10 protein-coding genes are annotated in these 14,604 nt (G+C 44.2%); 3 read left to right on the top strand and 7 right to left on the bottom strand.

Annotated elements, in window-relative coordinates:
* Positions 1-101: 101 nt before the first annotated feature.
* Entirely contained in the window at positions 102-185 is an 84-nt protein-coding gene (locus QE417_RS23605; protein WP_376717539.1) for a hypothetical protein, read from the bottom strand.
* Positions 186-578: 393 nt separating this feature from the next.
* On the opposite strand from QE417_RS23605, the gene QE417_RS01370 reads away from it, so the two are divergent.
* The 3 genes from QE417_RS01370 (at position 579) to QE417_RS01360 (ending at position 4,832) form a co-directional block, all read left to right on the top strand.
* Positions 579-2,549: an alginate lyase family protein gene (locus tag QE417_RS01370; protein ID WP_311947071.1), complete on the top strand. Its 1,971-nt coding sequence runs from the start codon at positions 579-581 to the stop codon at positions 2,547-2,549.
* Positions 2,550-3,653: 1,104 nt separating this feature from the next.
* The gene (locus QE417_RS01365) at positions 3,654-4,334 is read left to right on the top strand and encodes a hypothetical protein (protein WP_311947070.1); all 681 of its coding nucleotides are present in this window, start codon (positions 3,654-3,656) and stop codon (positions 4,332-4,334) included.
* Between the two features lie 267 nt (positions 4,335-4,601).
* Positions 4,602-4,832 carry a hypothetical protein gene (locus QE417_RS01360; protein WP_311947068.1) on the top strand — a complete coding sequence of 77 codons (231 nt, stop codon included), beginning with the start codon at positions 4,602-4,604 and terminating at the stop codon, positions 4,830-4,832.
* 163 nt (positions 4,833-4,995) lie between these two features.
* Here QE417_RS01360 and QE417_RS01355 read toward each other — a convergent pair whose 3' ends face one another.
* The 6 genes from QE417_RS01355 to QE417_RS01330 form a co-directional block, all read right to left on the bottom strand.
* Positions 4,996-6,435 (bottom strand): PAS domain-containing sensor histidine kinase, encoded by a 1,440-nt coding sequence (locus QE417_RS01355; RefSeq protein ID WP_311947066.1) that lies wholly within the window; start codon positions 6,433-6,435, stop codon positions 4,996-4,998.
* Between the two features lie 755 nt (positions 6,436-7,190).
* Positions 7,191-7,673: a hypothetical protein gene (locus QE417_RS01350; RefSeq protein ID WP_376717538.1), complete on the bottom strand. Its 483-nt coding sequence runs from the start codon at positions 7,671-7,673 to the stop codon at positions 7,191-7,193.
* 28 nt (positions 7,674-7,701) lie between these two features.
* On the bottom strand, positions 7,702-9,024 hold the full coding sequence (locus tag QE417_RS01345) for a beta-L-arabinofuranosidase domain-containing protein (RefSeq protein WP_311947064.1): 1,323 nt from the start codon (positions 9,022-9,024) through the stop codon (positions 7,702-7,704).
* Between the two features lie 21 nt (positions 9,025-9,045).
* Positions 9,046-9,552, bottom strand: a complete 507-nt coding sequence (locus tag QE417_RS01340; protein ID WP_311947062.1) for a DUF5018-related domain-containing protein — start codon at positions 9,550-9,552, stop codon at positions 9,046-9,048.
* Between the two features lie 14 nt (positions 9,553-9,566).
* Positions 9,567-11,447, bottom strand: coding sequence for a RagB/SusD family nutrient uptake outer membrane protein (locus tag QE417_RS01335; RefSeq protein WP_311947060.1), 1,881 nt, complete (start codon positions 11,445-11,447; stop codon positions 9,567-9,569).
* 19 nt (positions 11,448-11,466) lie between these two features.
* The gene (locus QE417_RS01330) at positions 11,467-14,553 is read right to left on the bottom strand and encodes a SusC/RagA family TonB-linked outer membrane protein (protein WP_311947058.1); all 3,087 of its coding nucleotides are present in this window, start codon (positions 14,551-14,553) and stop codon (positions 11,467-11,469) included.
* Positions 14,554-14,604: the final 51 nt, after the last annotated feature.

Raw genomic sequence — 14,604 nt, 5'->3', positions numbered from 1 at the left:
CTGACCAAAAGCTATCGCCATTGTCATCATTGATAAAGTGAACATGTTCATGAAAGCAAAAGATTGAAATTTAAATTTTGCTGTTATCATTTTATATCAACTTACCTTTCGTTTGATGTTACCCTGAACCAGTCAAAATGGGCATAGCCCGAATCATTGATCTGCGTGCTGTGGGTGCAGTATATACCTACTTTAGCGCCGATCCATTTGCCGGATCAAACGTTAAACGCATCCCCATCCGGTTGGAATCTGAAGCCATCAAGTCTGTCAGCTATGAATAGAAACGCCTCCGAATTAATTGCTAAATGATGAGTATCATCATGTTGATTTATTGTCTTTAAATTATGAGATGCGCAACTACTACTTCATCATGGCGACAAGGACATTCGGTCACATAGAGCCGACAGGAACCGTAAATTGTGAACAGCTATCCATGATCACTCAACCTGACCGTGTATAACTGCGGGCGAGCAATAACGATCAGAGCATTACACTAAATAATTTACATCTATCTACAATACAACATGAATAATCAATCAAAATATTATAAGACGATCCTTTTTACAATGATCTCGTGCATGAGCATGGTCCTTCACACTCGGGCCCAGACTTTTGTGCACCCTGGAGGCTTGCACACACAGGCCGATCTGGATCGTATGAAAGCCAAGGTGGCCGCAGGCGCCCACCCATGGATCGACGACTGGAATTTACTCGTTAAGGATAAGCTGGCGCAAAATACCTACAAGGCTGCGCCGGCGGCCAATATGGGCGTCAGCCGACAGCGGGCTGATGCTGATGCCCATGCCGCCTACCTTAATACCATCCGCTGGTACATATCCGGCGATACCAGTTACGCAAACTGTGCAGTCAGGATATGTAATGCCTGGTCATCGACCGTAAATCAGATCCCTACAGGTAATGATATTTCCGGGCTGGGCGGCATTCCTGTGTTTGATTTTGCTATGGCTGCTGAGGTGTTGCGGACCTATCCCGGATGGGCTCCGGCGGACTTTACCCGGTTTAAAAACATGATGCTTAATTATTGGTATCCGCTTTGTAACAATTTTCTGGTCAGCCATAACGGATCCTGTATCAGCCATTACTGGGCCAATTGGGACGCCTGTAATATCGGCGCAGTTCTCACTATCGGGGTGCTTTGCGACGATAGGGCGAAGTATGATCAGGGGGTAAACTATTTTAAAAACGGTGCAGGTAACGGCAGCATTAATAATGCAGTTTGGTATATCCATCCCAACGGACTCGGTCAATGGCAGGAAAGCGGGCGCGACCAGGAGCATGCCCAATTAGGTGTGGGTTTTTTAGGTTCGGCCTGCCAGGTGGCCTGGAACCAGGGAACGGATCTGTTCGGATACAACAGCAACCGTCTTTTGGCCGGAGCTGAGTATGTAGCCAGGACCAACATGTCGCTTAATGTTCCTTACCAGGCTTACAATAATTGCGATAATGTTAATCAAAATTACCTTTCTATAAATGGGCTTGGCCGCATTGATGACCGCCCGGTTTACGAATTAATTTACAATCATTATGCTGTCGTTAAAGGTTTAAGCACGCCAAATGTTAAAAAAATGGCCCAACTGATAAGACCGGAGCATGGCAGTACTGACCATTTTGGTTATGGCACCTTGACATTTACACGGGATGCTACCGCTTCTCCATATCCCCCTTCCCCTGTTGCTCCTGTGCCTACAGGGCTGGTAGCCACTGCCGGGGTTTCGGAAGTTTCATTAAAATGGACTGCGCCAACAGCTGCAACTGCACAGGGTTACAACATATTGCGTTCTACAACCAGCGGTGGGCCTTATACCAGTCTGGCCTCTTGGTCCAACAATACACTCCCTAACTATATCGACAAAACCGCAGTTAATGGCACAAACTATTATTATGTGGTCCAGGCTAATAATCAATCAGGTACCAGCGATCATTCTGCCGAGGTTCATGCAACGCCGGTTGCAGCAGGAGCATTGCCAGCCGGCTGGTCGAGGTCAGATATTGGTACTGTTGCAACTGTCGGCGCTGCTAATTATGCCCCTGTTGGCAACAATACCTTTATCGTCAGCGGTTCGGGCATGGATATTGGCGGAATGGCAGACTCTTACAGTTTCGCATATACGGGCGCGAACGGAGATTTTACCATAACGACAAGGCTGGCCAATGTAAATCTGGCATCAGGTGGTTATAAGTGGGGGCTGGTCATGCGTGAATCGCTGAACGCTAATTCGGCCATGCTTACCGTTCTGCTAACGGGTCGTCAGGCACAGTTTGGCGTACGGTCATCGACCGGCGCTGCAACTACCTGGAAATACGGCAATGCGTACACCTGGATCCCGGTATGGTTCAAACTGCAACGCGTCGGAAACGTCTTTACAGGGTTTCAATCCCCTGATGGTGTAAACTGGTATGCCGTTGGTTCAAGTACTTTTGCCATGGCCGGCAACTATTATGCCGGTCTGGCGGTATGTGCGAAGACGACGACCCCTGGTAATGTCAATACGACTTCGTTTGATCATGTGTCGACGGCTCAAAAGTAGACCTATTTTCGTAGGAATAATATACCAATTCAACTTGTTTACTTGATCAGATCATCAAATCAATTACGGCCTGCCGTTAAAATTAAGCCGTAATTATTATTTCATTGAAACATTTGGAGAATCCTTTTTTTACTTAAACCCTTACGGCCGGCTTCACGGACTACAATTTATACTAAGTATTTTTTTATATAGACCGTGAAACGGTCTGATTTTTGGATATTTATCTTTTATATCGAAGTAGACGGTTAGGTTCATCTATCGGATTCCAATGCCGCTTTTTCATTCACTTAATAACGATACCAAGTTAAATACCTGTTTTTTTCTGCCATTAATAGCGCGTCGTAATGGTCGCCGCAATATCATATCTGACCTTATGCGATGTCCCGTGTACACGATCCGCTAAACCAATGCCGACAAAAGCAATACGACTTTCAGTTTCCCTTTACAAATAGTTAAATGTCTAGGGAAACTTGATCGTCTTTGAAAATTTTAGACGGTGAAGAAGCATTTCAAACGCGAATTACTATCACGGCCTACTATACCGAACACAAGCAGATTGCGGACATAATTATGTTTTATTTTGAGATCAATTCGCTTATAATAGGACCCCAATAATACTTATATTTGAGATGAAGTAGAAACAAATAGATCATTTGAGGGATCATACTTTTTTGTGAATTAAGAGAAATAGAGCAAGGCACTTGTAAAACCGATTGGGTAGTAGCCGACATGTTATTTTATAGCATCAACAGAGTAGATCCGGTTTAAGATTTATTGAAATAAGTAACTAACAAACTTTATCTATACGGGATACTGTAATTCAGTCGTAGAGGCTTGGTCTGCAATAGCTTGAACAATGCACATTTTAGGCAACTCTGTTTTCTCAGCAAAGATTAAATTCTGGCTTATCGGCGGATACTTATTTTAATCCATGGTATCGAATCCAGTTCTGTGCGTTTCACCTTTTGCTTTTTCGGAAAACGGAATCGACAAAGTTTATGGTGAATGTCTGTGGATGGTATAATGATCGTAGTGCTTAAAAAAGATCGGTATTTAAGTCTCCCCCACTTATTTTAAATTATTTACTTAATAAACGCAAGAGTTATGGAACAATCAGGACCCATTAACGAACAATATCAAGCGCTTTTTAAAAAGGTCGTGCTGTCACACTATCCTTTGCATGCTGTTGCCGAAGTGGAAGCATTATCCGACAAATATTTTGCCCATCAGGATCATGACGAGATCAAATTGCGTTGCGAAAGCCTGATCAGCGCTATATACTCCTTTAATAATTTTCCTGACCGGTCCCTTAGCATCGATCTCTCTATCCTAAAAACTTTACCAACGCACCATCCTATCTATTATGTTGTTATAAACCGTGCCGCTAAGACAAGCGAAACATCAGGAAGGCAGGAAGAATTGTTACCCTTTGTTTTAAACTATCTAAATGATCCAGGCGCAGAATTCTATAAGATCTTGTTTATTCTGCAATGGTATGTTCAGCATTATCAAGACAGGAATCCCTCATTACTAAATTATGAACCTTTATTGGCTTCTATCACAGCACAAATGGGTATGATACCGGACGGTACAAAAACGTTTTCCGAACGTGTAGGATTATTGGTATCGGAGTTTCATCGGGGGGATAAGACCCTTCATGCGCTTAAGGTAGCCTTCCGCGATGAACCTAAAGAAGGGTTTGCAAAGGTCCTGGATGATTATCTTGCCAAAGAGCCTATTGGCTATTTCAGAGATCAGGCAATGTGCAAGTTCAGGATAATATAAATTGAATTCAGTAAGGCCGGTACCATTTTAAAGAAGCACATACAGCGAACTTACGCTTGGTTCCTCATGATGCATATTGATTAGCGGAGCATGTTGACGAGATCGACCTGCCGCTTATGGAGTAATTAAATTTCAATAAAAACTTTGGTTCGGCTTCATCAGGCCTTAAAAAAAGAATAATTCAGACAATATCCGCAGATGGGTGAAAAAAGATTGTTGGGTTGTCAGCTCGCTATGATCGATGATAATCCTTTGGAACACATAATCATGGAAAAGCTTTGCCAGCAAACTTTAGTGTTTGCGGATATTACAAATCATTCAGATGCCAGGCCAATGCTTAACCGGTTGAAGGAGGTTTTGCCTGATGCACTTGGATTGCCGGATATTATTTTGATAGATCTGCACATGCCTGAATTTAATGGTTGGGATTTCCTGCATTTTAATGCGTTATATGATTCCCTTTCCAAAAGGGTGCAGGTTTATGAGTCAGCAGGATAAAGAACGCTCTTTGACTTTCCCATCTGTCAATGGATTCATCTCCAAACCTATGAAAAAGGACAGTTTGCAGATGATATACGGCAATTTTCATAAGCAGCTTAACGAACCTTCCTCAAAAATCGTAACGACCGAATAAACAAAAAGTGCTAAAATTGCAACCCTTCTAAACGATATATTTAACCAGTCTCAAGCAAAATTGGGTACCTTCACCTACAGTGCTCTGCACTTCAATATTTCCGCCTAATGCTTCTACTTGATTGCGGGTAATAAATAAACCGATCCCTTTAGCATCAGCATGCTGATGAAAGGTTTGATTTATTCCAAACAGTTTATGCCCATAGCGGTTCAAATCGATGCCAACTCCGTTATCTTCAAAATATAGGCAAATATATTCGTCAGCAATTTTGCTGTAGCAACGAATTTCGGGTGACCGGTCAGGGTGTCGATATTTAAGGGCATTCGTTATAAAATTGTGGAAGATACTCTCCAGATAAGCGGGTATATATTCAATAGATGGACAGGCAGAAAAGTCGGCAAGGATTACTGCTTTTTCCTGATCGATATTACTTTCCAACGCCATTACAACATTCCGATAAACTGTTTCGAAATGGAGCAGCACACGTTTTTGCTTAACATCAGCCTCCATCTTGACGATCTCATTCAGATGTTGAATGGTGGTATTCAAACTATCACTAATGGTCGATATATGATCAAAAATTTCAGACTTTTCTCCATCCTCGTTTGATTCTTTGTGCATCTGTACCAGGTACTTGAGGTTGCTGGTATGTGACCGAAGATTGTGCGATACCATGTAAGCAAAGTTTTGCAAACGCTTGTTTTGAAGCTCCAAGAATTCAAAAGATGATAACAATTGTTTTTCCTGTTTCTTAGAATGATCTATATTTTGAACGGCACCTTTCACAAACAGAATTTTGCCCCATTTGTCGATTTTAGTCAACCCTTTAATTCTTACCCAGATCAATAGGCCGGTCCCGGTACGGAATTGTAGATCATGGTCAAATGCCTTACCAATTTCAATACTGTAATTTATGCTATTGGTTAAGACGGGTCGATAAGCTGGGGTAAAGTGACTGATCCATTCGGCTATGGGCATAATAGCTTGCCCAGGTGTTTGCAAAACTTCGCAAGCTTCTTTACTGAAAGTGATTGAACGATGCTGGACGTCTATTTCCCATATACCGGAACGGAAAATTTTGCCTAAGGCCGCATGCTTTTGATTGGCATCAGCCAGTTCAAACTCTACGATTTTAAACTGATGAATATTGATAAGATACCCCGTCAACACCGGGCCTTCCTCCCGGCGGAATGTATTTTGGAACCATTGAAATCCACTACCAGTGAGCAACCTCAATTCCAAGGACTTGGAACTACCGGGCTCACAAGAGGCCGCAACTTTGAGCAGCAGTGGCAGATCTTCATGATAAACTATGGTGTTGATAAAATAATGATAGTCCATTTCTTTTTCAACGATCTCATAATTTAACTGGTCGTAAAACCCCGCGGATCCTTTCAGCTGACTGGTTCGCATGTTGAATTCCCAAAGCGCCGCGCTCCCATCTCGTAAAACCGGGTCTTGATTCATTATCTGATCATGATGATCCTCTATCTCTCTCGAACGCATTTTCAAAAATCCCACTTATCTGGGATCGTTAATCATTAACAAGGGTTTATAACAAGTTTTTTCAAATTTTTCTTGTCAGATCTATAACTCTTAAAGTTTAGCGGTATAGCAGTCACAAAAGGACCTCGGCAATGCCTTTTTGCTCGTAACCTGTAGTTTGTTTTGCATCAACAGTTTATACAAATATTTTCACACACTCAGCATTTATAAATCAGTCATTAATAATTCCGTACTTAAACGATCAACATATTAGTTGTCTAGCGAGTAATACAGTACCTGAAAATCATTTGAGTGACCAAGAACTATCCATCTTGCAGAGTCTGATAGTTGAACGGTGAAAGCAATATGCCTTGTGACATTTAGTTCTCGCACTTTAGCAACTTTGCTCTTCAAACAAACCTGTGCCATCAGAAAACCGGGGCCCTTTTCGCTACTGTTAAGAAGTTATAGCTCTGCCCGGCGACCGTTATAAAGTAAGTGACGCAAAGTGTAGTCACTCTGATCAGATCGCAGGGACCTTCAGTAAGCATTCCTGCTGCATCGATGATGAACATAACTTGGCCAAGTTAACATAGTTTTAGCATCTACCTATCTTTAAACATCCTGCCTCCATTGAGCTTTTCAAACAATGCAACATCTAAGGAAATAAATTTAAAAAGGAGACCCATTGGTCCCCTTTTTCGGATAAGGTAAGGGATGGAATACAACGAAGCTTGTTAAAGTTTATAATCGCGTGCCGTAGCATAAACGCCGTAAATTTGATCATCAATCAGATAGAACGGTCGCATGATATATTTTTTCCCGTCATCGTTCAGCATAAACGTATCAGCGTCTACTCTGGAAATATGTTTAAGAACGGACAAGGGTTGCTTTCTGAAGATCAGTTCTGCTGCGTGCTCGAAGGCTAACAAGGTGGGCCCGTAATAAACGGCGAACACGTTCTTGTCGTCAGGCATTGTTTTCAAACGAAAATTATAGGAGAATACAACCTTTATCCGATCTGTGTTTTTCCATTCCCGCTCAATGCCGAAGTAAGTGGACGCTAGAATGGGCCTGTCTTCTTTGATGCCGTTCAGGTATACTTCCGCACCATCTGCCCATTCCGGCATCAGAAGATTTAATTTGAATCGAACCCGCTTTTTAGCTTTGATCGTCAATTCAACCGCGCTGTCTGCCGGAAAATTACCGGATTGCTGTATATGAACTCCTTTTTCACGCCAATCAAATTTAGACGGTACATACAGGTTTACCCAAAGATTCGAACTGTTTTGATAGTAAATGGGCAGTATTTAACGCGGCGAAAGCCTCGATACTTGAACCGTTACAACACTTAAAATCATTTTCTTTCAGCCAGGCTTTTTTACGGGGCGAACCCAGTGGCAGATGGTAAACTACAGCACCGGTCGAGGCACTCTGCAAGGCCATCACACCATTATAGTAAGTATTCATATATGCTTCTGCGTACCTGGGTTGAGGGTCCCAGGTAAACAGCGTCGAGGTCAGTTTCTGCGTATTATGCGTCACGCAGGATTCGGCAATCTCTTTACTCATCGTATTGCTCAGCTGCCCGGGTACACTCCAATGTTCAGCAGTGGCCGATGTCGTGGTGGTCACGTTGGGTCGTGGGCCGCTGCTCGATCCATTCGCATAAGCATGATCTCTGGTCAGCATGTTCCAGAAATTTAACGCCGCATTATGGTAGCGAGCTTCGCCTGTCACCTCGTAGCGTTTTGCAAAGCCGTTGATGAGGACAAGATGGGTATTGGAATGCAATCCGCTCAAGATGTCTTCATTTCTTGTCATTGGGGCGGCGAACCACTCGGGGTCGAACAATCTGGCAAGCGCCAAGTGTTTCGGATCTTTAGAAACCTGGTAAAGTTCATACAAAACCTCATTCATGGCACCCGCCTCATTTGCAGGGTTAGCCTGTACGGTGTAAAACATCCGGTCGATCGTGGCTGGACTTAAGCGGGACATACGTTGCGCTGTATATTCAGCCATGGCCAATACAATCTGATAAGCTTGCCTATTGCCTGCCTTGGTGTACTGGTCGAGCATACCCTGCATAATCTTGTGGTAAGTGTAATAAGGAGCCCATACCCCATCGAACTTGGCCTCCAGCTTATCGAAATCCGCTTGCGGAAATGCGCTCAGGTATCCTGCACCTGATGCCTGCTGGCATTTGGCCAGTTCAGCAACCAGGTAAGCGGCTTTACGGGTAAGCGTCGTATCATGATAATTTTGAATAATGGACGCAGTAGCGGACAGATAGTGACCTACGAAATGCCCCCGCAAACCGATTCGTGGGGATTCCCATCCTTCCAGTGGTTTGGCATTTGAAGGTAAGCCGGATTGTACCCTGAAGTTGTGCAACAAGCGGTCGGGGTCTAATGAACGTACATATTTAATGTTCAGCGACTCCCGCTCTTTTACCCAGGAAGGCAAAAGAACAACCGAAGCCGCAGGCATGGCATGTGCCTCCACGGCTACCTGGCCGTAACTTTTATACATGAACATGCTGATCAATAGCAACAAGCAATACTTTTTCATCGGTTCGTGACAGCGGGTCTCTTATTTTATAAAGCCATCTATCGTGACCGTATAAATAACTGATTTGCCACTCGCGGAAGTCACTTTGTACTTGTAGGAACCAGCGGAAAAATCACCAGGCAGTCCCATAACAGGGGCACCGTCGACCGGTTCTATCTTTGCGGCCGGACTAATCACGGCAAAGAGGTATAGCTGGCTACGCGAAACCGAATTTCTAACGGGTGTTTTGAACGCATTATAAGCCGATGGAGCGGAGGCAGTTCCGTCATTCGCTGCAGGCACGGTAATCGTTGTTTTGATTTCCTTGTCCAATGGGGCCACACCTGGCTTATTGTTGCTAAGCGTCATAGCCTGGCGGCATAGTGTCTCATAACCGTTGGCATTGTTTGCTATCCAGCGGTGTTCAAAGGTTATGGTAGAAATGGAATTCAGATCTGAATTAGGCAGCTCATCCAGACCCGATTTCAAGCAAGAGGACAGCAACAGTAACAAGCTGAGCAACGTCCCGAAAGTTTTAAAAATTTTCATCAGTTATTGTTGATTTAATACCTTGGATTGTTAGGGAGGTAATTGGGGTTTTGATCAGTGATGACCTTGGGCACCGGTAAAAGATAACGGTGTCTGTTAAAGTTATAGTTGTTCACGTTCGCGTCGAACGGAAGGTTCACAAATTCATATGATTTGCCGTCTGCGGCAATCTCCAATTCCCTTACAGCACCGAAATTTAATTCTGGAATACCTTCCGCCCCATTTCTGATACCTGATCGAAGCAGTGTGAAATACCTGTCGTTCTCCAAAATAAGTTCAGCGTTCCGTTCGTCCATGTATATTTTCCAAAGGTCATTTCCGGTCTCGCTGGTCAAAGCCGGCAAACCACCATGCGTGGTACGTGTCAGGTTGATCAACTCTCTCGCTTTGGCGTTATCACCAAGCATCATATAGGCTTCAGCAGCGTTCAGATAAGCTCTTGATAATCGCAATCCGATCTTGTACCATCCGGTAATATCTCCGAATAACCATGATCGGGTCTCGGGGATACCCTTTTTATAGAGGTAACCGGTGATGGCGCCTTGCGCACTAGACAAAACTTTATAGGAACGAGGGTGCATGTTGCCTCCTATTCTCATATCGACTTTATTATTAAAATAAGTGGATCCATCATAAGCGATCGTTGAATAAAACCGCATGTCGCGGTTCTTGTACATCAGCTCTGTTACATCTTTGATCCCATCCGCGTTGGCTTGGGCATTCAAGGTATATTTTGTTCCTATCACGGTAATGTATTTGGCAAATAGCTGTGATTCAGGCCAGCGACGGGCTTTCCCATCAAGATCTTTGATATAGAATGTTTCATCAACGACCTTAGGGACCGGCGCTATACTTTGAAAGCCGGCATTTAGCACAAATCCAGTAAATGGGGTATTTCCGGGATACCTCGCTTTCACGGCATCGGTCAAAAGATCATTAAAGAATACCGGGATAAAACAATTAAGCTCGATCACTTTATCATTTGACACAGGGAAAATATTTGGTGGGGTAAGCTGTGCCAAAATGATCTCTTTTGGTGAACCAGATGCGTAACTCAGATCATTGAACATTTTACCGTAGGTTTCCTGAGGTTCGAGCGAATACAAACCCTCTGCAGTAAGACTTTGCACAGCAGCGATCGACTTGTTATAATATGGAGTAAGATCGACGCTTTTACCGCCGTTCAGCATATCATATTTGATGTAAGCGGCGCCATGAATACAAACTTCAGATAAGAGCGCATAAGCAGCACTTTTGTTGGGTCTTCCGGAAAGAGGCTGTTTTCGTAAAAGCGTTGCAGCTTTTTCCAGCAGGCTGATGGTATAATCATAGGTTTCCTGTATGCCTGCTCTCTTTAACTTCAACTCATCGGTCACCGTTAATGTCTTGTCAATAATGGGATATCCTCCGAAATTTCTTGCCCGTGCAAAATAGATCAGCCCTTTTGCAAAATAAGCCTGTCCAAGCATATCATCGGTGATCGATGGAGTAAATTTAGTCCGGGTCTCAGGATCATTTAAATGATCGATGGCCAAATTCACACGTCGAAGGTCGACGAAACTGTCGAAAGCACCGATATTAGCCGTTACGTCCTTTACGGAGGTTTCATCTTTAAAACCGCCGGTACCGCGCTGCGCCCTGGTCACGGAATTATCGGAAACGTATTCGCCGGTGTTAAACGGACCGGCATATAAGCCGAACCATGACTCATATGCGTAATCTGTGCGTATCGTAGCGTACCAGATCCTGTTCATATAAGCCTGAGCTGATTTGGGATCCGACCATACCGTCTCTTCAGTTCGCAGATCCAAAGGTTGTTTATCAATAACTTTTTTGCAGGAGGTCGCAAGCGTGAGAACTGCGGCCAAGCACGTCCCTATGTTTTTAAGTTTCATTTTTCTTTACATTAAAGGTTTAAAAGCCTACATTCAGCACCAGTGAATATGTTTTAGTGATGGGATAGGCACTCAGCTGGTCCGCACCGGTTTCGGGGTCATAATAGTCATTGGCCGGTGAAATGGTAAACAAGTTTGTTGCGGCAAAAGACAGTCTTGCCCTGGTGAAAATCCGGTTTCGTTTAAGCAAATTGGTCAGGTCGTAGCCGATATTGAGATTCTTAAACCTGACATAAGTCTTGTTGACCATCCAGAGCTGTGAATCTGCCCGGTTCGTTTCACCGTTCCAAGCTCCAAAGTTATCATCAGCCCGGGGCAGCCGTGCGTTAGGATTACCGGGATAGTAAAAATCCAGTTGATTCTGAAAATGAAGCCTTGCTGCGCCGGTCCCCCGGATATTGGGGTTCACCAGGCCGTATTGCGGACCTGTGCCCTGAATGAGGCCCTCAAGAAATATTCCTTTATAACCGATGCTGAAAGGAATACCATACTGAAGGATGGCGCCACGTGGTTTGTTGTCGTAGGAAAGGTCATCGGCATCGATCCGGCCATCTCCGTTAATATCCCGGTAATAGGCATCTCCGGCCATTAAGGTTGCACCTGTAGTTGCAATGACATTGTTTAATAGGTCATGGGAATTTCTGAATAAGCCGAGATAATCATAAGCCGTTCCGCCAAGCCCTTTTGTCCGATAGGTTTGTCGTGTCTTTGGGTTCAGTACTTGTGTTGCATCATCCACAGCCGCATATTTTTCCCATAATTCATCGTACATGGTCAGATTAGCACCGATACTGTAGTTCCAAGCACCTTTCCTGTCCTGCCAGTTTATCTGGAATTCAGCACCCGCTCTCCGGAACGCATCGTCAGATCTCACCCTCGGTAGCCCGTATACATAGCTGGAACCACTGGTCCCGGTAAGATTACCTAAGGTAGAGTTGTAGACATTAACCGGATTTATCAAAAAACCTGTGGTGCGGCGAAAGAAGTAATCCGCGCTACCGCTCAGACGGTTATTGAAAAAAGCAAAGTCAAAACCGGCATTCCACATGGTGGTCGTATACCAGGTGAGATCTGAACTGGCAAGCTGGCCAGGCAGTATAGTGGGTACAGTAACACCACCAATGTAAGCTCCGGTCGGGTTGACCGACCAGCCGGACAAGTAGGCGAAACGGCTCGACGTTTCGCCGATCTGACCTATTGACCCTCTGATCTTCAGCAGGTCCATGGATGTTTTGTCTCTGAAGGATCTGAAAAACCCTTCTTCGGAAATGACATAACCTAAGGCAGCCGACGGAAAAAAACCCCACCTCGAGCCATCTGCATAGGCATCGGTTCCGTCATACCTGAAGGTCGAGCTTAACAAATATTTCCCTTTGTAATCATAATTTAGAACGCCGATATACCCCAATCGACCTGACTCTCCTGCGCTCCCTGCTGTAGTTTGACCATCGACCGGCCCGGCATTTAGTTGATCCAGATTATCGAAGTAGTTGATACGCTTGGCTGTGGTAGATTCATCATAAGTTTCCCGTTGGTTAAAATACAGCCCGGCACTCAGACTATGATCTTTTGCAATCTTAGTATCATAAGCAAAGCCAGTATTGATCTCATATCGCCAGCCATAACTGTTCAGCATGGTAAGCTGAGGTGTAGGAATGGTGACCGCAGACCCGTCTTCATTGTAGGTCTGCACAGAAGCTGACCAGGTCTTTGTCCGACCTGAAGCGTATCCAAAGTTACCGGTAAAAGTTGCTTTTAGCCCTTTAATGTAAGGAATCTGCCAGTCAAGATTCCCACGGAAATCAGATCCATAGTTAAAGACTTTTACATAGCCTGCCCTCGTATCTGCAAAAGCAGCGACCGGACTGTTAGGGGCATAGGATCCATTTGTGTTATAAGCTTTAGCCAAAGCGCTGACTGACTGCAAGGTAAGCCATGGATCTCCACCGAATACCTTGTTATCGGTCAGATAAGGCTTAAAATCAAATCCGAGCTTTACCCCTGCTTTGCGGAAATTGCTGGTCATATTTATATCGGCACTGTAGGTCTTATAATCGATGGGGTCATTATCACCGGCGATCTTTTTCTGCAATGTTCCCTGATTATAGATCATCGCCGAAGTTCGGTACTGGGTAGTCTCATTACCGCCATCGAGCGTAAAGGTGTGGCGCTGCGACAGAGCGTTTTTTTTAACTAAAAGGTCATTCCAATCATTATTGGGGTACTGATTATTTCCGCCATTTCTGATAATATTTAATATATCATCCGAATAAGGTTTTACCGAGCCCATATAATCATAAATGGCATTGTCGGTCTGCGCGCGCTGCAAAGCCGTCAATTTTTTATTCAGCAAAGTTGGTGTGTTAAACTGATTATCTAAGGTATAATTGAGCCGGGTGCTGCCAGTCTTACCCCGTTTGGTCTGCACGACGATTACGCCGTTGGCCGCCGTAGCGCCATAGACGGCCGATGATGCCGCATCCTTCATTATGGTAAGCGATTCTATATCCTGGGGGTTCAATCGTTGAAAAAATCCTTTGTCTTGAACAATGCCATCTACAACATACATTGGGTCTCCCGCGCCGCGTATCGAGATGCCGGGGCTTGCATTCGGGCCACCTTGTGTGTTTGTGATCAACACGCCAGCAACCCGCCCTTGAAGTGCAGTGCCGAGATCTTTATATCCCGCTAAGGTTTCGATTTGTTTGACATCCACATTGGTCACGGATGCGACTACCTTTCTCTTAACAGTTGGGTTATAGGCCATAACCACAACTTCATCAAGTGATCCTTGCGTTTTTTTAAGTGCTATGGTCAAAACTTCACTCCCCTTGACCTTGACTTCTTTGGTGACATAGCCAATGAAATGTACCTGTAGAATATCTTCCAGATTTGCTGAAATGGTGAATTTACCATCTATCGTCGTTGCGGTCTGAAAAGATTTACCTTTGACTGAAACGCTGGCGCCGGGTAGCCCTTCATTGGTTAGCGAATCGATCACCAATCCGGTCACCTGTACGGTTTGTGCGCTGGAAAGTATAGGAATAAATATAAGAAACACATAAAACAATGTCTTGCAATGCTTTATCATTGTAAAAATTCTCATGCCACTTTAGTTTGTTTGGAAATTTTGATTCATTTGGTTCATTAATCGTAG

The organism is Mucilaginibacter terrae, from assembly GCF_031951985.1.
Lineage (GTDB): Bacteria > Bacteroidota > Bacteroidia > Sphingobacteriales > Sphingobacteriaceae > Mucilaginibacter > Mucilaginibacter terrae_A.
Note: the sequence above shows the minus strand (reverse complement) of the source record. Positions and strands in the feature narration are given on the sequence as shown.

What these genes read in the sequence shown, in the direction of transcription:
- QE417_RS01355 (WP_311947066.1), bottom strand. Translation starts at nt 6,435, where the DNA reads ATGAATCAAGACCCGGTTTTACGAGATGGGAGCGCGGCGCTTTGGGAA.
- QE417_RS01340 (WP_311947062.1), bottom strand. Translation starts at nt 9,552, where the DNA reads ATGAAAATTTTTAAAACTTTCGGGACGTTGCTCAGCTTGTTACTGTTG.
- QE417_RS01345 (WP_311947064.1), bottom strand. Translation starts at nt 9,024, where the DNA reads ATGAAAAAGTATTGCTTGTTGCTATTGATCAGCATGTTCATGTATAAA.
- QE417_RS01365 (WP_311947070.1), top strand. Translation starts at nt 3,654, where the DNA reads ATGGAACAATCAGGACCCATTAACGAACAATATCAAGCGCTTTTTAAA.
- QE417_RS01360 (WP_311947068.1), top strand. Translation starts at nt 4,602, where the DNA reads ATGGAAAAGCTTTGCCAGCAAACTTTAGTGTTTGCGGATATTACAAAT.
- QE417_RS01370 (WP_311947071.1), top strand. Translation starts at nt 579, where the DNA reads ATGAGCATGGTCCTTCACACTCGGGCCCAGACTTTTGTGCACCCTGGA.
- QE417_RS01330 (WP_311947058.1), bottom strand. Translation starts at nt 14,553, where the DNA reads ATGAGAATTTTTACAATGATAAAGCATTGCAAGACATTGTTTTATGTG.
- QE417_RS01335 (WP_311947060.1), bottom strand. Translation starts at nt 11,447, where the DNA reads ATGAAACTTAAAAACATAGGGACGTGCTTGGCCGCAGTTCTCACGCTT.